This window comes from Streptomyces sp. NBC_00620 (assembly GCF_026341825.1).
In the GTDB taxonomy this organism is placed as follows: domain Bacteria; phylum Actinomycetota; class Actinomycetes; order Streptomycetales; family Streptomycetaceae; genus Streptomyces.
The window spans coordinates 2,217,231-2,237,757 of the sequence record NZ_JAPENY010000001.1; the positions used below are offsets into that span (position 1 = coordinate 2,217,231).

Annotated in this window: 16 protein-coding genes, 1 tRNA gene and 1 riboswitch; of the genes, 9 read left to right on the top strand and 8 right to left on the bottom strand. The window is 70.1% G+C overall.

Annotation, left to right across the window (positions count from 1 at the left end):
- The first annotated feature begins 19 nt into the window (after positions 1-19).
- A complete protein-coding gene (locus OG246_RS10295) occupies positions 20-874 on the top strand; it encodes a helix-turn-helix transcriptional regulator (protein WP_266459091.1) in 855 nt (284 codons plus the stop codon).
- 400 nt (positions 875-1,274) lie between these two features.
- On the opposite strand, the gene OG246_RS10300 is transcribed toward OG246_RS10295, so the two are convergent.
- The gene (locus OG246_RS10300; RefSeq protein ID WP_266459094.1) at positions 1,275-2,456 is read right to left on the bottom strand and encodes a hypothetical protein; all 1,182 of its coding nucleotides are present in this window, start codon (positions 2,454-2,456) and stop codon (positions 1,275-1,277) included.
- Between the two features lie 372 nt (positions 2,457-2,828).
- Positions 2,829-2,993, bottom strand: coding sequence for a hypothetical protein (locus OG246_RS10305; RefSeq protein ID WP_266459097.1), 165 nt, complete (start codon positions 2,991-2,993; stop codon positions 2,829-2,831).
- Between the two features lie 741 nt (positions 2,994-3,734).
- Between OG246_RS10305 and OG246_RS10310 the strand changes: the two genes are divergently transcribed.
- Entirely contained in the window at positions 3,735-4,322 is a 588-nt protein-coding gene (locus OG246_RS10310; protein WP_266459100.1) for a hypothetical protein, read from the top strand.
- 31 nt (positions 4,323-4,353) lie between these two features.
- On the opposite strand, the gene ribA is transcribed toward OG246_RS10310, so the two are convergent.
- Both ribA and OG246_RS10320 read right to left on the bottom strand, forming a co-directional pair.
- Positions 4,354-4,980: a GTP cyclohydrolase II gene (ribA, locus tag OG246_RS10315; RefSeq protein ID WP_266459104.1), complete on the bottom strand. Its 627-nt coding sequence runs from the start codon at positions 4,978-4,980 to the stop codon at positions 4,354-4,356.
- A 167-nt stretch (positions 4,981-5,147) separates the two neighbouring features.
- The gene (locus tag OG246_RS10320; protein WP_266459106.1) at positions 5,148-5,657 is read right to left on the bottom strand and encodes a MarR family winged helix-turn-helix transcriptional regulator; all 510 of its coding nucleotides are present in this window, start codon (positions 5,655-5,657) and stop codon (positions 5,148-5,150) included.
- A gap of 114 nt (positions 5,658-5,771) precedes the next feature.
- Between OG246_RS10320 and OG246_RS10325 the strand changes: the two genes are divergently transcribed.
- From OG246_RS10325 to OG246_RS10350, 6 genes are all read left to right on the top strand, one after another.
- The gene (locus OG246_RS10325) at positions 5,772-6,911 is read left to right on the top strand and encodes a dihydrofolate reductase family protein (RefSeq protein ID WP_266459109.1); all 1,140 of its coding nucleotides are present in this window, start codon (positions 5,772-5,774) and stop codon (positions 6,909-6,911) included.
- A gap of 236 nt (positions 6,912-7,147) precedes the next feature.
- Positions 7,148-8,359 carry an alginate lyase family protein gene (locus tag OG246_RS10330; RefSeq protein ID WP_266459112.1) on the top strand — a complete coding sequence of 404 codons (1,212 nt, stop codon included), beginning with the start codon at positions 7,148-7,150 and terminating at the stop codon, positions 8,357-8,359.
- A gap of 82 nt (positions 8,360-8,441) precedes the next feature.
- Positions 8,442-8,515, top strand: a tRNA-Met gene (locus tag OG246_RS10335).
- A 128-nt stretch (positions 8,516-8,643) separates the two neighbouring features.
- Complete coding sequence (locus tag OG246_RS10340; protein WP_266459115.1) at positions 8,644-9,879, top strand: PP2C family protein-serine/threonine phosphatase; 1,236 nt, start codon at positions 8,644-8,646, stop codon at positions 9,877-9,879.
- Between the two features lie 278 nt (positions 9,880-10,157).
- A riboswitch (cyclic di-AMP (ydaO/yuaA leader) is annotated at positions 10,158-10,314 on the top strand.
- Positions 10,315-10,325: 11 nt separating this feature from the next.
- Complete coding sequence (locus tag OG246_RS10345; RefSeq protein WP_266459118.1) at positions 10,326-11,357, top strand: M23 family metallopeptidase; 1,032 nt, start codon at positions 10,326-10,328, stop codon at positions 11,355-11,357.
- A gap of 111 nt (positions 11,358-11,468) precedes the next feature.
- Positions 11,469-12,413: an aldo/keto reductase gene (locus tag OG246_RS10350; RefSeq protein WP_266459121.1), complete on the top strand. Its 945-nt coding sequence runs from the start codon at positions 11,469-11,471 to the stop codon at positions 12,411-12,413.
- Between the two features lie 30 nt (positions 12,414-12,443).
- Here OG246_RS10350 and OG246_RS10355 read toward each other — a convergent pair whose 3' ends face one another.
- The 4 genes from OG246_RS10355 to OG246_RS10370 form a co-directional block, all read right to left on the bottom strand.
- Positions 12,444-13,793 carry a PrsW family intramembrane metalloprotease gene (locus tag OG246_RS10355; RefSeq protein ID WP_266459125.1) on the bottom strand — a complete coding sequence of 450 codons (1,350 nt, stop codon included), beginning with the start codon at positions 13,791-13,793 and terminating at the stop codon, positions 12,444-12,446.
- A 69-nt stretch (positions 13,794-13,862) separates the two neighbouring features.
- The gene (trmB, locus tag OG246_RS10360; RefSeq protein WP_266459131.1) at positions 13,863-14,678 is read right to left on the bottom strand and encodes a tRNA (guanosine(46)-N7)-methyltransferase TrmB; all 816 of its coding nucleotides are present in this window, start codon (positions 14,676-14,678) and stop codon (positions 13,863-13,865) included.
- 207 nt (positions 14,679-14,885) lie between these two features.
- Complete coding sequence (gene lhgO, locus OG246_RS10365; protein ID WP_266459134.1) at positions 14,886-16,100, bottom strand: L-2-hydroxyglutarate oxidase; 1,215 nt, start codon at positions 16,098-16,100, stop codon at positions 14,886-14,888.
- 137 nt (positions 16,101-16,237) lie between these two features.
- Positions 16,238-17,662: an MFS transporter gene (locus tag OG246_RS10370; protein WP_266459137.1), complete on the bottom strand. Its 1,425-nt coding sequence runs from the start codon at positions 17,660-17,662 to the stop codon at positions 16,238-16,240.
- A gap of 703 nt (positions 17,663-18,365) precedes the next feature.
- Here OG246_RS10370 and OG246_RS10375 point away from each other — a divergent pair.
- Entirely contained in the window at positions 18,366-20,462 is a 2,097-nt protein-coding gene (locus OG246_RS10375) for an asparagine synthase-related protein (RefSeq protein WP_266459140.1), read from the top strand.
- The last annotated feature ends 65 nt before the right edge of the window (positions 20,463-20,527 follow it).

A 20,527-nucleotide genomic window follows, 5' to 3' on the forward strand; every position in this document is an offset into this window, starting at 1 on the left:
GCACCGGACAGGCCAGCTCATGCCCATCTCCCCGTCCTCGTCCGCCCAAGCCGCGCGCGAAGTCGTCGCCCTCCGGCTGCGCGACCTCCGAAAGAACGCTGGGCTGACGGTCGTTGAGCTGGCCGGCCGGTGCGGCTGGCATCACTCCAAGACGTCCCGCGTCGAGAACGCTGTCACCGCCCCCTCGGCCAAGGACATACGAGCCTGGGCCACCGCCTGCGACGCGGCCGACCAGGCCCAAGACCTGATCACCCAGTCCCTGAACGCCGAGTCGATGTACAGCGAGTGGCGACACCAGGTGCGCAGGGGGATGAAGCAGCTACAGGACAGCGTGGTGCAGTTCTTCCACGACACCCGCCTGTTCCGGGTCTACTCCTCGACGATGGTCCCGGGCCTGCTGCAGACCGAGGGGTACGCGGCCGCGCTGCTCAGCAACATTGCCGACTTCCGCGGCATCCCGTTCAACGACGGCGCCGCGGCCGCAGCTGCCCGGGTCGAACGCTCCCGCATCATCCACGAACCAGGGCATCGCTTCGTCCTGCTCATGGAAGAGTCCGTCTTGTACTCGCAGCTGGGTGACGAGGACGCGATGGCCGCGCAGCTCGGCTACCTGCTCACCGCTGGGGCGCTGCCTCAGGTGTCGCTGGGAATCGTCCCCATGGCCGCGCGCGAGCGACGGCAGTGGCCCATCGAGACGTTCCATGTGTACGACGACACTCTCGTGTCGGTGGAGTTCCTGTCGGCGGAGGTGAACATCACGCAGCCGTCGGAGATCGTCCTGTACCTGAAGGCCTTCGAGCAGCTGCACAGCATGGCCGTGTACGGGGCCGATGCGCGCGCCTTGATTGTGAAGGCCATCGACGCGCTGCGATGACGCCAGGCACGCGGCAGTTCACGGCTCCTCAGGCGGCAACAACGAGGCCCGCGTCATCAGAGCCCGGCTCCACAAGAGGCCATGATGCACGAGGAGTTGGTGCCGTAGTAGTGGTCAGAGAAGTTTACGAGCCGAACAGCGCAAGGGTCGCGTCGAGAGCGCGGCCAGTCTGCCGAGGGCGCACAACAGAACTTTGCAGTCTGGCAGTTGGGGTGCGCGAGGTAGGGCATACAGGAGGAAGAGATGCGACCTGCGGTGACGCGTTGGGGACGGTGGCCCCTGTCTTGGGATGGATCCGGTCGCCCGTTCGACGGTGAGCAGTAGCCGGTCGACAAGGGGACCTGCTCTGCTCCCCGGGCGCTCTCCACAGGTGGCGCATCCGCCCGTTCGCGTCGGGCCCTCAGCTTTCGGTGCTTGGCTGACGCCGGGGAAAAGCGTCCCCGATCGGCCAGTGCTCAGGCAGACCAAGAGACGTGTGGATGGGGCGAGCCGCGGGCTGGCGTTCGATGCGAATATCGACCAATTGTGCCGTTTCCCAGGTGGGGAGAACGGGGGCCGGGAGCGAGTCAGGTGCGGGGCTTTGCCAGAGGACTGGGACCTTCTTCGCCCAGGTCCAAGGTGCCGGGTTGTCGACGGTCAGTACGCCGCTGACCCGGCTATGGGTGTGATCTTGCGCAGCAGTCCAGTAGCCGTCGGCATTGCGACCGAACGTCGATCCGGTGCGGTGGACGGACTCGACCGAGGTCCCGTACAACGCGCTCTCGGTGTCCTCATCTTCGGGAAAGACCGCCGAATTACCAACCGCCACGATGAATGGCAGCGCCAAGTCGCCGTACTTGCTGCCCTTCTTTCTCACGGCTTTGAGTACTCGATCTGAGTCATCGGCGACCCACACAGAGGGATGGAAGCCGATTGTCCTGCTCGTCGGATCGCCTCGCCTGCCGGGGCTGCGGGGGATCGCCTCGAAGCTGAGGCGCCAACCTGCCTCCTGCCAGGTATGCCTGGGTAGCGGCACCTTCTGCTCATACTCGGCAGTGACCTGGTCGGGGTCCAAGCTTGCCAGCCATCGTGTCAGCTCGTTCTTCAACCGCCGTTGCTGCGGCGTGGTCGAGCCAACGCTGTCAACCTTGTATGCCACGTAGAAGTTTGGGCTCGGAACGCGGTCAATCGCGTCCACCACCTGAGGCGGGAGCGAGCTGCTCCCGGTTGCGTCCAGATTCTCGGCTGTCCAGATCGCCTCGACAATGAATTGATTGTCGCCACGGGTGACCAGGAAGTCTGGGTACTTGCCTCCTGTGCCTACTTGCTGCTCGATCTCCACGGTGCAACCGGAGCCGAGCAGCATCTCATGTACGTACAGCTCCCACAACGCGGAGAAGACGTTCGCGTCGGAATTGCGATCCCGTAGCCGACTACGCAGGCCGGGCTGAGTATCGGGGGGAAAGTGCGACCACCACTCGTTGATCACATCTCGAACCTGGTCCCAGAACGGACCGGCGATCCGTTCGAAGAACTCGGCATCCGACTCTGATGCTCGCTTCGGTGCCGCATCTGTCCGATGTCGGCCTATGTACACGCCCATGACGAACGATCGTAGATTGCTCCGCGCGGCGCTCTCACCCGTTTTCTGCAGCGTCCCGGTGACCCCCTTGGGTTGATTCCGAGGTGTCGCCGTCGTCCGCACGCCCTTGACGACCGTGCGCCGTCACTCGCTGCCGACGGAGACGCAGAGTAAATGATCAGCGGTGCCTGTTCAGAACTGACCAGCACCTGCGGCTGTTCCGAAACGGAACGCGCCGACTCGGAACGTCGGCTCCGCTCCGAACGGAACGCCGCGCCCTTTCGCCACCAGGCCGGCCGCAGCGATCCAGCCCAGCGGTGACAGCGGTCTCGGCTGCCGAGCGCCCTGGCCTGGCGCCGACCGCCCGCAGCCAAGTCGGAGCGAGCGCAGGGGTCAGCCCTGGTGTTCCTCCTGCTCGTCCCGCAAGGCGTCGCGCACGGAGCGCCAGGCGCGGATTGCGTTACCGATGTCCACCAACAGCCCTCGGAGTTGGCGAATCAGAACCCGCGCAGCACAAATGGCAGTAACGACTTCGACTTCCACCGCGAGCCCGCTCATCGACTGCTCCCCACCTCGGGCACCAGCCTCTCCGCCTCGCACCGCGAAGTCCTTACCCCGCTGGGCAAATTTCGTGATCACCTCGGCTTCACCCACGCGATCAGACGGACACGCGGCTGAACCCAACGAGCCGAGCTTCTTTAAGGCACTGCGTACAAGACTCGCCGCCGTGAGGGCGCGGGTCGGCATCAGAGTTGATGCATTTGCTGATCTTGAAGATCCGCGTCACGGGAACGAGGCTGAGCCGATGCACCCAGGCTGCCCGTCGAACGGGCCGGTGTCCGTAGGGTCGAGCCTAATTTTTGTGATCTTGGATGGATCCGCAAGCGTGGCCCGTCCGGGGTGTTCCGTGCAGTTCATGCGGGGTGCTCGGCGTGAGCGGACGGTCCGGCAGGAGCCGTCAGGCACCGAACCCCGACGCATGGCGAAGTCCTCCTGGCCAGGCGGTTTCGGACGCCAAGAGAGCATCCGGAATCACCCGTCATGCTCTGGCCAGGACTTTTGATCCATTGGTTGTGGGTTCGAGTCCCACAGGGTCTACCGGGAAGCCCCAGTTCAGAGCGTTCTGAGCTGGGGCTTTGGTGTGTTTCGGGGGCGGGGTGGTCCGTGGTCCGCAGTCATCCCGCCCGTCCGATTCGCACGGAGTGGTGACAGTGCCCCATAGCGGCCGCGACGGGCGTAGCGGCGCGGAAGACTTCCCCTCTCGCGCACCGCGCGGCATGCCACACGCCGAGGGGGACCATGACCGACAAGCTTCAGCGCCCGTTGCGCCCCGACGAGGAACTCGTCCGCTTCCACAACGGCGACACCCTCGACAACATCCCGATCGTCCGGCTGCCGATTCCGTCGAGTCGTCGGCCGTTCCTGTGGTGGGGGGCCGTGATCGTGCCTGTGGCCGTGTTCGGTGCGCTTGCCGGGGCCGCTGTCGCTCACATCGAGGGTGACAGTGACAGCTCGGCGCAGGATGACGGGAAGTCATCTGCGGTCGGGAGCACGCCATTGCGGGAGTCCGAGCCGGAGGCCGGGCCCGAACAGGTCAGCGTGATCCAGGCGCCCAAGGTCCAGGGCGATGTGGCCACCTCGTTCTGCCTCGTCTACACCGGCTCGTGGAGCAGCGGCGCCAGGGAGGCGGTCCTGTTGATCGAGGCACCGGCCTATCAGTGCACCGACCTGCTGCGGTACGCGCCGGAGGACGGCGGGGCGTTCTCGGAAGTTCCGGTGTTGTGCCAGACCCCGGCGCGTGCCGCGGTGTTGAGCTTCGCGGAGAGCTCAGGGTGGTGGGGCGGAGAGGTGTACTTCACCTGCCTGACGCGGCACAGCGGGGCCTAGGCCGCCGGTCCGGTGCCGCGAGTTGGAGGGGTCAGCCCGCCGTGAGCTCCGGGAGCGGAAGCGTGTGGTGGGTCTGGAGGACCTTCGCGCGGAGGTAGCGGACGTTGTGGGCTGTGGTGAAGACGCCTGTCGGGACCCGGTGGGAGACGTCGATGCCCAAGTCGCGGAGCTGCTCGGCCTTGTCGGGGTTGTTGGAGAGCAGGTCCAGGGAGTCGATGCCCAGGGCCTGGAGCATCTGGGCGGCCGCCGTGTAGTCGCGGGCGTCCTCGGGGAGGCCGAGCGCGGCGTTCGCGGCGTAGGTGTCGAGGCCCTGGTCCTGGAGGGCGTACGCGTCGAGCTTGTTGTAGAGGCCGATGCCGCGGCCTTCCTGGCGGAGGTAGAGCAGGACGCCGCCGCGCTCCGCTATCCGTTCCACCGCCTCGCGCAGCTGCGGGCCGCAGTCGCAGCGGGCCGAGCCGAAGACGTCGCCGGTCAGGCACTCGGAGTGCAGTCGCACCAGCGGGTTCGCCCCGGGTTCGCCCAGGACGACGGCCAGGTGTTCCAGGCCGTCGGTGAGGCCGTGGAAGGTGACCAGCTCCGCGTCGACCGAGTAGCCGTCGCCGAAACGCAGGGGCACGGTGACTCGGGTGCGCACCGTGGCGGTGGGGTAGTCGCGCATGTTGTCTCTCCGGTCCGGCGGGTTCGTGCCAGCTTGTGTTTCAGATTTGAAGCACATCCTTGGAGGGAGACAGTACACGCTGCTTTAAAGTTCAAGCAATACGTTTTGCGGCTTACGCAGTCACTTGTAAGCGTCTTGTACGTCTCACCGCTCGCGCGGCCCGCGCCTCATGGTGTGGATGAACGCCGCCGCCACGGCAGATCTTCCCCGTAAGTCCCGGGAGTTTCCCCCTGGATCCCCCGCGCGATGCTCTCGCAGATCTCCTCCAGCTGCCCCACCTGCTCGGGGGTCAACCGGTCGAAGAGCGCCCGCCGTACCGTCTCCACATGCCCCGGCGCCGTCCGCTCCAGGACGGCCATGCCCTCGTCCGTGAGCACGGCGACATGCCCGCGCTTGTCGGTGGGGCAGCCCTCCCGGCGTACCGTGCCGTCGTTCTCCAGCCGGGTCACGGCGTACGTCAGCCGACTGCGGGTGATCTTCAGGACCTCGGCGAGGTCGGTCATCCGCAGCCGCCGGTCCGGCGCTTCCGAGAGCATGGCGAGGATGGAGTAGTAAAGGTGGGGCATTCCCGCCTGTGCCTGGAGCTGCCGGTCGATCGCGTCCTCCAGGAGCGAGGTCGCGGAGATGTACGAGCGCCAGGCGCGCTGTTCGGCGGGGGAGAGCCAGCGGGTCGTCATGCCCCCAGTGTAGGTATTGTTTAAAAGTTGAACCAACTTGAAGCAACTTGAATCAGCCTGATCGACTACTTGAACCACTGAGAGCCGAGAGCTCGGAGCTGGAGGGTGCGCCCCATGCCCCACCCCTACGTCCTGCTGTCCGCCGCCGTCTCCCTCGACGGCTTCCTCGACGACACCGGCCCCGAACGGCTGCTGCTCTCCGGCGCGGCCGACTTCGACCGGGTCGACGAGGTACGGGCGTCCAGCGACGCGATCCTGGTCGGCGCCGGCACGCTCCGCACGGACAACCCCCGGCTGCTGGTCAACTCGGCCGAGCGGCGCGCGGCCCGGGTCGCCGCGGGGCGCTCCGAGTACCCGTTGAAGGTCACGGTCAGCGGGTCCGGTGACCTCGATCCCGGTGCGCAGTTCTGGCACACCGGCGGCGAGAAGGTCGTCTATACGACGGACAAGGGCGCCGACCGGCTGCGCGGGCTGCGTGCGCTGGGGCTGGACGCCGACGTCGTCCCGGTCGGGACCGAGGTGGACTGGCGGGCCGTCCTTGCGCACCTTCATGACGTACGAGGTGTGCGGCGCCTCATGGTCGAGGGGGGCGGGCGGGTGCACACGCAGTTGATGCGGGAGGGGCTCGCGGACGAGTTGCAGCTTGCCGTCGCGCCGCTCTTCGTGGGGGAGGCGGACGCGCCTCGGCTCTTCGGGCCCGGCCCGTATCCCCTCGGGCGGATGCGGATGGTGGAGACGCGGGCCGTCGGGGACGTCGTGCTCATTCGGTACGTCCCCACCGCGCCCGGGGTCGGGGGGCTCGCCTCCGCCGCCGACCGGCACTGGCTGGGGGTCGCTTGTGAGCTGGCGGCGTTGTGTCCCGTGTCGGAGACCGCGTTCAGTGTGGGGGCGGTCGTGGTGGCGGCGGACGGGACCGAGCTGGCGCGCGGGTACTCCCGGGAGGGGGGTGATTCCGTGGTGCACGCGGAGGAGGCGGCGCTTGCCAAGGTCGATGCCGGTGATCCGCGGCTGGCGTCGGCCACGGTGTACAGCAGTCTTGAGCCGTGTGCTCGGCGGGCGTCGCGGCCCCTGCCGTGTGCGCGGCTCATTCTTGACGCCGGGGTGCGGCGGGTTGTCACCGCTTGGCGGGAGCCGGACACGTTCGTGGCGGGGGCCGACGGGAGCGGGGTTCTTGAGGGGGCGGGGGCTTACGTGGTTGTGCTTCCGGAGTACGAGGAGCGGGCGGTGGCGCCCAATCGGCATCTGGTGGGGTAGCGCGGGCGGGGTGCGTGGGGGCTGGTGTGGGGTGGGTTTTTCGCCCCCTCCGCCCCTGCCCGTCCCTTGTTCCTGGGGCTCCGCCCCAGACCCCGCTCCTCAAACGCCGGGGGGGCTGGATTTCGCCCCGGCCGGGGCGAAAAAGTCACCCCGCGCCCGTGCGGCCTAAGAGATCCTGCGGCCCCGTCACCCACGCGTCAGGCTGCAACTGAGCCGACTCGGAGGCAGGAGCAGCGATGGGTTCAGTGGGGCGGCGTGTGGTGGTGGTGCTGTTGGCGCCGTTGATGGTCGGGCTGGTGGCGTCGTGCGGGATGACGGGGCAGACGCGGACCGTGCGGGCGCGGCCCGAGGACGCGGCGTTCGAGCATCCCGGGGTGCTCGTCAGCAAGGACCAGCTGGCCGCCGTACGCGAGCACGTGGACGCGGGTAAGCAGCCGTGGCTGCAGGCGTTCCTGGACATGCGGGACAGCAAGTACGGGTCGTACAAGTACCGGGCTGAGCCGTACGCGACCGTCGAGTGCCCGCCGGGCAGCCGGGCCGGGCACGGGTGCGTCGAGGAGCGCGAGGACGCCATCGCGGCGTACACGCAGGCATTGCTGTGGAGCATCACGGGCAAGCAGGAGCACGCCGACAAGGCGGTTCAGATCATGGACGCCTGGTCGGGGAAGGTGAAGAAGCACACGGCGGGGAACGCCGGGCTGCAGACCGCGTGGGCCGGGTCCACCTGGGCGCGGGCCGGGGAGATCGTGCGGCACACGGGAGCCACCTGGCCGGCGGCGAGCGTCGCGCGGTTCCAGAGCATGCTGCGGACCGCCTACCTTCCCGAGGTCAGCAAAAAAGTCCCGGACTTCAACGGGAACTGGGATCTCGTCATGACCGATGCCGCGATCGGTATCGCCGTGTTCCTCGACGACCACAAGGCGTTCGGCGACGCCGTCGAGCGGTTCCGGCAGCGCGTGCCCGCGTACTTCTACCTGGCCAAGGACGGGAAGGTGCCGCTGACGCCCGTCGGCAGCACCGTCGACACCCCGCAGAAGCTGACCACGTACTGGTTCGGGCAGCGGCGGTACACGGACGGTGTCTCGCAGGAGACCTGCCGCAACTTCAAGCACGTCGGGTACTCGCTCGCCGCCACCGCACACATCGCCGAGACCGCCTGGCACCAGGGCATCGACCTCTACCGCGACGTCAAGGACCGGCTGAAGGCCGCGCTCGACTTCCACGCCAGGTACCAGATGGGGGAGACGGCGCCCGGGTGGCTGTGCGGTGGGCGGGTCGACCGGAACATGGGGCCCGACCTGGAGGTCGCGCTCAACCATCTGGAGGACCGGCTCGACGTCCACGTCCCGGCCGCCCACCGGTTGGCCGAGCAGACGAGGCCGTCCGGCACGGACGATCTGTTCGTCTCCTGGGAGACGCTCACGCACGCCGGGAATCCTGCCGACTGAGGGCCGACCGAGGGCCGACCGAGGGGTGACGGCAACGTTGGTAATGGGTGTCCCGCGAGTGGCGTATAGTTGGGTTTAACGACGCGGGGTGGAGCAGCTCGGTAGCTCGCTGGGCTCATAACCCAGAGGTCGCAGGTTCAAATCCTGTCCCCGCTACTGAAGGCCAAGGGCCGGAACTCGGATTCACGAGTTCCGGCCCTTGGTGTATTCCGGGGGACGTGTACGCATCCCCCGGAAGGTCCACAGGGGTCGCCCCCCGACCCCGCTCCGGGAAACCTGGACGGGTGGGGCAGCGAACAGGTACGCAGCGGGCGGGGGATCCGTACGACCCGCGCGACGGCTCGTACGACCCGGCATACGACCGGTCCGGTGGGCGGCTGCCCGGGGACCCCGTGCCCGATCCCGGGCTGGGTGACGGAGAGCCCGCCCGGTCGGCCGGAGCGAACCCGCGCAGGATCTCGTACACGCGCAGATTCGTCCGGGTGCTCCCCGTGCTGCTCATCGCCGCCGGCGCCCTGTACGAGTACCTCACGCCGAGGGATTTCACCGGCGGGCCCCTCTTCACTGCCGCCCCGCTGGTGGCGGCTCCCCTCTATTCGCTGCGCGGCACCGTGCTCACCGGCGTATCGGCCGTGGTGGCGGCGCTGGTGGTCCACACCCGGCTCGGCGTCGTCACGCAGGCCGAGGCGGTCACCGAGATGGCCACGGTGGCGACGGCCGCCGTGCTGGCCGCCCTCATCAACGTCCTCGTCCGGCGCGGCAACGCCCGCCTCGCCTCCGTCCGCGAGATCGCCGAGGCCGCTCAGCGCGCCGTACTGCCGGAGCCCGGCGAGCGGATCGGCGCGCTCGATGTCGCGGCGCGGTACGAGGCGGCGCAGGAGGACGCGTTCATCGGCGGGGACCTGTACGCGGTGCAGGAATCCCCGTACGGCGTACGGCTGGTCGTGGGTGACGTACGGGGCAAGGGGATGGGCGCCGTGGCGGCCGTCGCCGTCGTCATCGGGGCGTTCCGGGAGGCCGCCGAGCAGGAGGCGACGCTGGAGGCGGTCGCCGGGCGGCTCGAGCGGGCGCTGGAGCGCGAGGGCGCCCGGCGCGACGGCCTCGACGCCTTCGAGGGGTTCACGACGGCCGTCCTCGCGGAGATCCCGCGCGGCGAGGAGGTCGTACGGATCGTCAACCGCGGCCATCCGCCGCCGCTGCTCCTGCACGCGGACGGCACGCTCGTCACACTCGACGCCGGGGAGCCCGCACTGCCGCTAGGGCTGGGCGAGTTGGGCAGCCTGCCCGACCGTGCGCAGGAGGCGGAGTTCCCGAAGGGGGCCACGCTGCTCCTGCACACCGACGGGCTGTCCGAGGCCCGCGACGAGCGCGGGCGCTTCTACGATCCCGCGGCGTTCCTCACCGGACGGACCTTCCCCGCGCCCGGCGCACTGCTCACCGCGCTCGCCAACGAGGTCCGCCGGCACTCGGGCGGCGGGACGACGGACGACATGGCGCTGCTCGCCGTACGGCGTCCGTGAGAGGTTCTGGCCCCGAAAGGTTCCGGCCCCGAGGGGTTCTGGCCTCCGTTGTCACCGGGGGTGATCGAGTGACGCCCCTCCGCATAACAACTGACATACCGTCAAGAGTGTTGTGACTGATGAGGTGTGGTCAACTCGCCCGTTTTACGCCGGTGATGACCCGAAAGTCCTGGCCAGAAGCGTTAATGATCAGTCCGAACGGCTTGGAATCCGGTGCCCGCGTCTATTAACGTTCGATAACGCAGCGCGGTCGTCCCAGCCGTCACGAGAGACGGCTCCGTGCGCATGCGCCTAATCCCGCAAGGGAGCCGGGGAACCACCAACTTGGGGTGAATCGAGCGTCTTTCGCAGTGGGAACACTGCGGTTGACGCGCGTAGGAGACCTTCCTGCTCCGAACCCGTCAGCTAACCCGGTAGGCGAGAAGGAAGGAAAGGAGCACGCCCACGTGGCGTCCAACCCGCCTGCCCAGGCAACCTCGTATCCGCCGAGCGAAACGCACACCTTCGTTTACGGCAAAGAAGACGAGGGCCCCCGGGAGGAGTGGAATCCCACCGAGGACTCCCTCCGTCCCATCCGCGGCCGGCACCGTGTCGGCAAGCAGCGCGGAGGCGGCGGACTCGCGCGCAGCTCCACCGTTCTGGGCGTCGGCGTCATAGCCGCGGTCGGCGCGGGCGGCATGGCCACCGCGGCGCCCAACAAGCCGCCGGTCTCGATCTCGCTGCCCGACCTGCCGTCCGTGAGCACGATCCTCTCGGACGACACCTCCGACGACGAGGCAGAGGGCTCCACCACTCCGCTCAGCAGCGCCGGTCTGACCACTGCCGAGACCGAGCAGGGCACCGCGGACGCCGGCGAGGTCCTGCGCGCCCGCATCATGCAGCAGGCCGAGGTCCAGAAGGACCAGGCCGACACCGCGGCCCAGCAGGCCGCCCAGGCCGCCGCGGTGAAGAAGGCCGCCGACGACGCCGCCGCCGTGAAGAAGGCGGCCGATGCCAAGGAAGCCGCCGCGAAGAAGAAGGCGGCGGAGGAGGCAGCGGCCAAGGCCGAGGCCGAGCGCCTCGCCGAGCTCGCCAAGAGCTACACGCTGCCGACCTCCTCGTACACCATCACCTCGACCTTCGGTCAGGCCGGCTCGCTGTGGTCCTCCGGCTACCACACCGGTCTGGACTTCGCCGCGCCCACGGGCACGCTGATCAAGGCGATCCACAGCGGCACGATCACCTCGGCAGGCTGGGACGGGTCGTACGGCTACAAGACGGTGCTCACGCTCGACGACGGCACCGAGCTGTGGTTCGCCCACCAGTCCTCGATCAGCGTCAGCGTGGGGCAGAAGGTCGCCACCGGTGACGTCATCGGGCGCGTGGGTGCGACGGGCAATGTCACCGGGGCGCATCTGCACCTCGAGGTCCACCCCGGCGGCGCCGACACCGGGATCGACCCGATGGCCTGGCTGCAGAGCAAGGGCATCAATCCCTGATACGTACGTTTCCTGATCCCCGGCGGTTCTGACGACACACCCCCCGACGTCAGGGCTGCCGGTCAGGTATGTGCGGAATACAGCCATCCGCTGGTGGCGTTGAGATCGAGCATGACTTCTCTTCGCAAGCTTGGCTCGTCCGGCCTCGAGGTCTTCCCGCTCGCCCTCGGCGGCAACGTCTTCGGCTGGACCGCAGACGAGACCCGGTCCTTCGCCGTCCTCGACGCGTACGCCGCCGCGGGCGGCAACTTCCTCGACACGGCCGACTCGTACTCGGCGTGGATCGACGGCAACAAGGGCGGCGAGTCCGAGACCATCATCGGCAAGTGGGTCAAGGCGCGCGGCAACCGGGCCGACGTCGTGATCGCCACCAAGGTCAGCCAGCACCCCGACTACCCGGGGCTGTCCGGCGCCAACATCAAGGCCGCGGCCGACGCGTCCCTGCACCGCCTGGGCACCGACTACATCGACCTCTACTTCACGCACTTCGACAAGCCCGAGGTGCCGGTCGAGGAGATCATCGGCGCGCTCGACGAGCTGGTGAAGGCCGGCAAGGTGCGCAACATCGCGGCCTCCAACATCTCACCCGAGCGGCTCCAGGAGTCCCTCGACTTCTCCGACCGCGAGGGCCTCGCCCGCTACGTCACCCTCCAACCGCACTACAACCTCGTCTCGCGCGACACCTACGAGGGCCCGCTGCGCGACATCGCCTCCCGCTCGGGCCTCGCTGCCGTCCCGTACTTCGCCCTCGCGGCCGGCTTCCTCACCGGCAAGTACCGGCCGGGTACGACGGTCGACTCCCCGCGTGCGGCGGGCGCGGGCAAGCACCTGGAGACCGAGCGGGGCCTTCGCGTGCTGGCCGCCCTCGACGAGGCCGCCCAGGCCCACGACGTCCCGGTCGCCACGGTCGCCCTGGCCTGGCTCGCCGCCCAGCCGACGGTCGCGGCACCGATCGCCTCGGCACGGGTGGTCGAGCAGCTTCCGGCCCTTGTGGGGGTGGCTGACCTCGTCCTCACGGACGCGGAGCTGGGCAGGCTGACTGAGGCGTCGGCTTAACCGTCGCCCGCGAGGGATCGATCGAGGGTTCTACGAGCGATACGGGTTGTACGCGGGGTACGGCGCCGCGGTCCCGTACGGCCCCGGGTGGGGCTGGTCGTACGTGGGCGGGTAGCCGTACGTCGGCCAGGGCGGGGGCACCGGAACCACCGGGACCGGCGCCGTCGCCCGTGCCGCGTACGCCAGGGCCGGGCGCGCGGCATCCCGGCGGAGCCACAGCTCGTGGAGCAACTTCCGTTCCCGTACGAGGAAGTCGGCGCCCGCGCGGCCGTCGCTCGCCCGGTGCCGCAGGAAGGCGAGCGAGGTCGCGTACGCCTCGTACTCGGCGACGGAGCGGGCGGCGGGCCTGCCTCCCAGGTGGCGGGCGGCGTACTGGCGGGCGAGCCGGCGCGCGTGCATCGAGCCGAGCACGTACGGCTCGGACGCGGACAGCCACCCGGCGGTGGCGTAGGCGGGCAGTTCCGCACGCACCGTGCGCAGTTCCCGCTGCCGGGTCCAGATGACCAGCCAGGTCAGCAGCGCGAACGCGGGCACCATGAACGTGGCGTACACCGCGAAGAACCCGAGCTCCCCGAAGCTCGACGAGCCGTTCCACATGGCGTGCATGCCCATGGCGAGCACGAGTCCGGCCAGGGGCAGCAGGACGCGGCGCACATGGTGGCGTTCGGCGGACAGGGCCGCGATGCCGAAGCCGATGCCGGTCAGGACCGTGAACAGCGGGTGCGCGAAGGGGGACATCACCACGCGCACGAAGAAGGTCGCGGCCGTGACGGATGTCAGCCCGCTGTCGCCGCTGAGCTGGTCGGTGCCGAAGGCGGTGCCGAGGTAGAGGATGTTCTCGGTGAAGGCGAAACCGGTGGCGGTGACCCCGGCGATGACCACCCCGTCGACGATCCCGGTGAAGTCCCGCCTGCGGAAGAGGAAGACCAGCAGGACGGCCGCCGCCTTCGCGGACTCCTCCACGATGGGCGCTATGACGGTCGCGCCGAGGGTGTCGGCGCTGGTCGGGTCGGCGGTCGCGGTCGCTATCCATCTGGTCGCGAAACTGTTGGCGACGATCGCTATGAGCGCGGCCGCGCACGCGCCCCAGGCGAAGGCGAAGAGCAGGTTCCGCCAGGGGCCCGGTTCCACGCGGTCCAGCCAGCGGAACGCGGCGACGAGGAGTGGGACGGGGAACACGGCGAGGCCGAGGCCGACCAGGAAGCCCTCGGTGCCGGTCTGCCGGCGGACCAGGGCCAGGATCACGAGCCCGGAGATCGCGAGCAGGGTGACCAGCGCGCCGTACCGCACCCACTTTCTCTGCCACCAGTGCGCATGCCGCCGCGGTGCACCTTCGGCCGGGCCGGTGGGGTGCGTCGGGTACGGAGGGCAGGTGGCCACGGCATCGACCCTAACGAGGGAGGGGCGCTGCCCGCGACGGTGCGTAGTGCCTGGTGCCGTCTTCCGGGCTCAGTCGCCGACGGATTGCTGCTCCCGGTGCTGTACGCGCCGGAACAGAAGGTCGTTCACCACATGGCCCTTGTCCAGTCCCTGGCCCTCGAAACGGGTCAGCGGCCGGAACGTCGGACGTGGCGCGTAACCGCCCTCGGGCCGGGTGTTCTCGAAGTCCGGGTGCGCGCTCAGCACTTCGAGCATCTGTTCGGCGTACGGTTCCCAGTCGGTCGCGCAGTGCACGAGGGCGTCCGGCCTGAGGCGGGCCGCGGCGAGGCTGAGGAACTCCGGCTGGATCAGCCGTCGTTTGTGGTGCCGCTTCTTCGGCCACGGGTCGGGGAAGTACACGCGCAGGCCGCTCAGGGAGTCCGGCGTGAGCATCTCCCTGAGCAGGATGATCGCGTCGCCGTTGGCGACCCGGATGTTGGACAGACCGTTCTGCTCCGCGAGATTGAGCAGGTTGCCCTGGCCGGGTGTGTGGACGTCGACGGCCAGAATCCCCGTCTCCGGGTCCTCGGCCGCCATCTGTGCGGTGGCCTCGCCCATGCCGAACCCGATCTCGAGCACGACGGGACGATCGCCGCCGAACAGCTCGGCGAGGTCCAGCTTCCGCTGCCCGTCGATGTCCAGCCCCCACTTGGGCCACAGCCGCTGCAACGCGTCCGCCTGTCCGGTCGTCACCCGGCTCCGCCGCGGCTGAAAACTCCGAATCCGCCGCTCGAAGTGCGACCCGGCGGGGTCGGGCTTCGGACCATCAGGGAAACGGGGCTCGCCCTTGGGGCGGGGGGTGGTGGGGGGCTGGAGGGCTTCGGGAGAGTTATTGGGCTCAGACACAGTGGGGTCGATTTTAGGCGAGGCGGGTGGGGGCCGGTGTGGGGTGGGTTTTTCGCCCCCTCCGCCCCTACCCGTCCCATGCTTCCGGGCTACGCCCGGTGTCAGCCCGTCCGGCGTTTGAGGACGAGGCCGTTCAGGCCGACAGCGGGGGTCTGGGGGCGCAGCCCCCAGGTACGGGAAGGGTAGGGGCGGAGGGGGCGAAAACCCTCACGCCCCCGCCAGCGCAGCCAACGCCCTCCGCGCGATCTCCCGCCCGATCGGCAGCGAAGCCGTCGCCGCAGGCGAAGGCGCGTTCAGCACATGCACCGTCCGGGGCCCCTCCCGGATGAGGAAGTCGTCCACGAGGGTCCCGTCACGGAGCACCGCCTGCGCCCGGACCCCGGCACGCGCGGGCACCAGGTCGCCCGCCGTCACCGCGGGCAACAGCCGCCGCACGGCCCCCGTGAACGCCGACTTGGACACGGACCGCCGCAGCTCCCCCACCCCGTACCGCCAATGCCGCCCCGCCATCCGCCAGGCCCCGGGCCACGCCAGCGTCGCGCCCAGCTCCCGGGGCCGTACGACACCCCACCCGTACCCCTCCCGGGCCAGCGCGGGCACCGCGTTCGGCCCGATGTGCACACCCCCGTCGATCCCCCGGGTGAGATGCACCCCGAGGAAGGGGAACGCCGGGTCGGGCACGGGGTAGACCAGCCCGCGGACGAGCTCCGGCCGCGCGAGCGTGTAGTACTCGCCGCGGAAGGGCACGATCCGCATCCCGGGATCGTCCCCCGCGAGCCGGGCGATCTCGTCGCAGTGCAGCCCCGCGCAGTTGACCAGCACGCGCCCGCGAACGACCGCCCCGTCGGCCGTGAGGACGGCGACCCCGAGCCCGGGCCGCCGGTCGATACGGACGACATCGGCCCCGTACCGGATCTCCGCCCCGGAGGACTCCGCGAGCTGCCGGGTCACCGCGACGAAGTCGCAGATCCCGGTCGTGCCTACATGGATGGCAGCGAGCCCGCGCACCTCGGGCTCGTACTCCGCTATCTGGGCGGGCCCCAGCTCCCGTACCGGAATGCCGTTCTCCCGGCCGCGCTGGACGAGTCCGTGCAGCCGGGGCAGCTCGGCCTTCTCGGTGGCGACTATCAGCTTGCCGGTGACGGCGTGCGCGATGTCGTACTCCGTGCAGAACTTGACCATCTCGGCGGCGCCCCGCACCGCGTACCGGGCTTTCAGGGAGTCCGGGCGGTAGTAGATCCCGCTGTGGATCACCCCGCTGTTGCGCCCCGTCTGGTGGCGGGCCGGCGCCCGCTCCTTCTCCAGCACCGTCACCCGGGTGCCCGGCGCGGCACGTGTGATCGCATACGCCGTCGACAGCCCGACGATCCCGCCACCGATCACCAGCACATCGCAGTCGTACCCGATCCCCACCCGCACCACCTCCCGGCTTCAAGAGTGCACTGCGCCACTGACAACGCCCTCAAACCCGCAGGGGCGCGGGGAACTGCGCGACCAGCCACAGATCACCCGCACCCCGAAGGCGGCACCAGTCAGGCAGACGCGAACGCACCCGGCACCTAGGCGGGAGCCATGAGCAGCGGCCGCGCCCGCTCCCGCAGCTCGACCACGCGAGGCTCGTCCCCGTACGGCTCCAGCCGGTGCAGAAGATCCTTCACGTACTCCGTGGTGCGCGCGGAGGAAATCCGCCCGGCCACCTCCACGGCCCGGACGCCCTGTGCGCAGGCCGCGTCCAGGTTGCCCGACTCCAGCTCGGCGACCGCCGAGACCACCAGACGCAGACCGTGTGACCGTACGAACTCCTCGGTCGGCTGCGACAGCGCCTGCTCGGTGAAGCGGCGCACCTGGCGCGGCGCCTTCAGGTCGCGGTAGCACTCGGCCGCGTCGGCGGCGAAACGGTCGTACGAGTAGAAGCCGAGCCAGGACGGGTCGTTGTCGCCGTCGCGGGCCCGCTCGAGCCAGCCCTCGGCGGCCCGCAGGGAGGCGCCGGCCGCGTGGGCGTCACCGGCGCGCGCGTGGGCGCGTGCCTCGACGAGGCGGAAGAAGCTCATGTTGCGGGCGGTGGCGAGGCCGCGGTTGCGTTCCAGGGCGGCCTGGGCGAGGTCGACGCCCTCGTCGCCGAAGCCCCGGTAGGTGGCCTGGAGGGACATGGAAGCCAGTACATAGCCGCCCAGGGGCACGTCGGCGGCCGCCCGGGCCAGGCGCAGGGCCTGGATGTAGTAGCGCTGGGCCGCCTCCTGCTGGCCGGTGTCGAAGGCCATCCACCCGGCGAGGCGGGTGAGTTCGGCCGACGCCCCGAAGAGGGCTCTTCCGACCTCGTCGGAGTACGAGCCGAGCAGCAGCGGCGCCGCCTCCACCCGCAGGCACTCGGGCACCATGGACGAACGCCAGTCACCGCCCCCGTACTTGGAGTCCCAGCGCCTGGCGTCCTCGGCCGCCTCGCGCAGCTTCAGCACATCGCTGTGGCCGACTTTCTGCGGTGCTCCGGAGCCCTCACCGGGGCTCACCTCGCGCGCCACCGAGCTGTCGGCCGGGGTTATCAGCCATCGCGAAGCGGGAGTTGCGTAAGCGCTCACTGCGAATGATCCGGCCAGCGACTGCCAGATGCCACCGCCGCCGGCCCGGCGCCCGGCGAGGTCGAGGCGGTACAGCTCTGTCGCCGACCGCACCGCCTGCCCGACGTCACGGGGGAATGCGAGGCCCACCTCCGGCGCGGGATCCGCGTCCGCCAGGCCGATCTCGTGGAGCGGCACCGGGCGGCCGAGCTTCTGGCCGATCGCGGCCGCGATGAGGTGCGGCGCGGCACCTTGGGGCACCATTCCCTTCGACACCCAGCGCGCCACCGACGTCTTGTCGTAGCGAAGAGTCAACCCGCGTTGAGCGCCAAGATCGTTGACGCGACGCGCGAGTCCTGCGTTGCTGATTCCCGCGAGGGCGAGAACGGTGCCGAGTTTTTCGTTCGGCCCGCGTTGCTCCCTGGACATGCGCCACCCCTCGACACAGACGGCTGCCGCGCTGGCATAACCACGCGGCATTCGTAAACCCAGCGTAGTTCGCTGCATCCCAAGCGTTAAGAGGCATAGTTCCGGATGGCGGGATTGTGGTCCGTACGACAGTACGGACGGTTGCGGTGTGCTCCCGTTGTGTGGCCGTGCGCCCGTCCGTGCGCTCTTCTCCGGCCACCGGGGGAGCGCTTCCATGGATGGTGCGTGGGTCGGCCCGCTGTACTGGATCCAGTGGGCTGGGGGACACCGCCGCCTACATCCCCGCGGGCGGCGGACCGGTCCGGGAGGCGAACTCCGCCTCCCGGACTGTGCGTTGGCCGAGTGGTGCGGAAGGCCTGTACGGAGCGTGTGCGCGCCTGCCCGCCAAAAGTCGATTTGGCCGAAAATCGACGGTGGTCTTTGCGGGCAATTAGCGCTCCTACCACGTCACTTGAGGGCGCGCGGGGTGTTTTTGGGGAGCGTATCGGGGGCGCATTCACGTCGCAGATTCGTCGGTGGTTGGTTCTTGGTCCGTCGTCGGTGCGTCGCCGTTCCATCGCCGGTGACGCGCTGGTAAAGCCCCGGTGGGGCGCACTTCAGGGAGCGCAAGCCGCCCCAGGTGCCCTCCGGTGTGCCTCCTTCGTGGCAGCATGGTGCCCAGTTCGTACGGTGCACTGGTTGTCCACAGCCTGTGGAGGCGGCGATGCGGTGGTTGGTGGGGTGGAGCAGTACCGCCGCCAGAGCGCCTGAGATCGGCTCGGCGGGCGCAACGGGCAGCGACGGGGAGACCGTTCACCCGGTGGGTTCCCAACTCCTGTGGGGCGACCCGGATCCGCTCTGGGCCGTCGGTGACTGGCGCCCCGACGAGGTGCGCGTCGTGAAGGCCGACGAGCAGAACCGGATGGCCGTACTCGGCATCTGCGGAGCCTCCGACGAAGAGTTGCGAGTGGGACTGTTCGCCGCGCGCGGAGGGGCACTTCGCCATCTCACCGCCTGGTCCGGCAGTTACACCGCCGTCGTCCAGGTCGGCCGTCGCCTCATGGTCGCGGGCGACCTCGCGGGGGCACGGCCCGTTTTCTACACCCCCTGGGCGGGCGGTACGGCGTATGCGACCGCCGCCCTGCCGCTGGCCGACCTCATCGAGGCCAACCTCGACTTCGGGCACCTGGCGGCGCTGCTCGCCGCCCCCGACGTACCGGCCGCGGTGCACGACTCGACCCCGTACGAGGGCGTACGGCGCATTCCGCCGGGGCACGCGCTGATCCTGCGCACCGGGGCGCGCGAGATCGCAAGCTACGAGCAGACCGCCTCCCTCGCCGTCGCCACCCCCTCGGCCGATCCCGCCAGCGCGGTGGACGCCGTGCGCGACGCCCTCGTAGAGGCCGTACGTGCCCGTCTCGCCGCGCCCCGGCATGTGCCGGGCACCGATGTGGACCCCGGGCCCGTACCCGGGATGGGGCCCGCCGAGCGGCGGGCCGCGCGCGGGATGCCCGTTCCGGGGATCGGCGCCGACCTCTCCGGAGGGCCTGCCTCGGGGACGCTGGCGCTGCTCGCGGCGGGGTTGCCGGGGGCGCCCGGGACGGTACTCGGGCATGGCACCGGGGCCGGTGAGCGTCTCCTCGCGGTCACTTTCAACGACCTCGCCGTCAGCGGGCGGGAGTCCGAGCTGGAGCGGGCGGGCTCCTTGGCCGCGAATCCTCGGCTGCACCACGTAGTCGTCACCGGGGGTGAAGAGACGCTTCCCTACGCCGACTTGGACGGGCCGCTCACCGACGAGCCGGGGCCTTCGCTGGTGACCGCGGCCCGGCATCGGGCGCGGCTCTCCTCCGGGAGCGCCGACCACTTCACGGGGTACGGCGCCCGGCAGGTCCTGGACGCCCATCCCGCCCGGCTCGCCGACCTGTTGATGGACCGCAAACGCCGTCACCTGGTGAAGCCCGTCGCCGCGCTGGCCAAGGCGGACGGGTCCGTCATGGTCCCCGCGCGCGTGTACGGCGCGGCGCGCAAGCTCGCCCGTACGCCGTACCGGACCGGGGTCGACGTCCTCGCCGACCGGCTGATGCAGCGACGGTTCGAGGAGCCGGGCGGGGCGGTCGGAGCCTCGCTTGCCGCGCTCACCTGGGCCAGGCCCGGGCCTGCGGCGCGCTGGCTGACCGGTGAGGCGCTTGCTGAAGTATCGGTTCGCCTGGGGGCTGCGTCGGGTCGGCCCGGGGTCGGTCCCGGCCAGCGGCCGGGCGACTTCCGCGCGCGTGCGGCTCTCGCGCGCCATGCGTCCGATCTGCGCGTCCTTGAACAGGCCGCCGAGATCCGCTTCCAGCGGCTGCACGCGCCGTTCCTGGACAACCAGGTCGTACGCGCGTGCCGTGCCCTTCCGGAGGCGCTGCGGGTTCAGCCCGGTGCCCGGGCGGCGATCCTCCGTACGGTGCTGGAGGGGGCCGGCGTGGGGGATCTGCCGCCCGGGTGGGGCGCGCCCTCGCACGCGTCCTCGGCGGCTGCCGCGCGTACGGGGCTGCGGGTGGCCGCGGATTCCCTGATCGCGCTGTTCGACACGCCTCTGCTGGCGCAGGCGGGGCTGGTGGAGGCGCGCGTCGTCCGCAAGGCGCTGCGGGCGGCTGCGGAGGGGGAGCCGCTGCCCCTGGACGGGCTGGCGGACCTGGTCTCCCTGGAGCTGTGGCTGCGGCGGTTGCTGGCTCGGCGGGGGACCTGTTGGACGGGGACGCCGGCTCGGCAGCGGGCGGTGCCTGCGGGGATTGTGCCGCAGGGGCGGGCGTTGGGGGCGGGGGCTGCTCGCCGCGGTTAGCGGGGGTTCCTCTGCTGCTCGGTGGGTGGGTCGGGGGCGTGCCGGTACGTCCGCCCGTCGCCGCC

Coding starts and splice junctions, on each gene's coding strand:
- OG246_RS10325 (WP_266459109.1), top strand. CDS start 5,772: ATGCCCCACCCCTACGTCCTGCTGTCCGCCGCCGTCTCCCTCGACGGC.
- ribA (WP_266459104.1), bottom strand. CDS start 4,980: ATGCGCGACTACCCCACCGCCACGGTGCGCACCCGAGTCACCGTGCCC.
- OG246_RS10350 (WP_266459121.1), top strand. CDS start 11,469: ATGACTTCTCTTCGCAAGCTTGGCTCGTCCGGCCTCGAGGTCTTCCCG.
- OG246_RS10300 (WP_266459094.1), bottom strand. CDS start 2,456: ATGGGCGTGTACATAGGCCGACATCGGACAGATGCGGCACCGAAGCGA.
- OG246_RS10320 (WP_266459106.1), bottom strand. CDS start 5,657: ATGACGACCCGCTGGCTCTCCCCCGCCGAACAGCGCGCCTGGCGCTCG.
- OG246_RS10305 (WP_266459097.1), bottom strand. CDS start 2,993: ATGAGCGGGCTCGCGGTGGAAGTCGAAGTCGTTACTGCCATTTGTGCT.
- OG246_RS10295 (WP_266459091.1), top strand. CDS start 20: ATGCCCATCTCCCCGTCCTCGTCCGCCCAAGCCGCGCGCGAAGTCGTC.
- OG246_RS10330 (WP_266459112.1), top strand. CDS start 7,148: ATGGGTTCAGTGGGGCGGCGTGTGGTGGTGGTGCTGTTGGCGCCGTTG.
- OG246_RS10375 (WP_266459140.1), top strand. CDS start 18,366: ATGCGGTGGTTGGTGGGGTGGAGCAGTACCGCCGCCAGAGCGCCTGAG.
- OG246_RS10310 (WP_266459100.1), top strand. CDS start 3,735: ATGACCGACAAGCTTCAGCGCCCGTTGCGCCCCGACGAGGAACTCGTC.
- OG246_RS10370 (WP_266459137.1), bottom strand. CDS start 17,662: ATGTCCAGGGAGCAACGCGGGCCGAACGAAAAACTCGGCACCGTTCTC.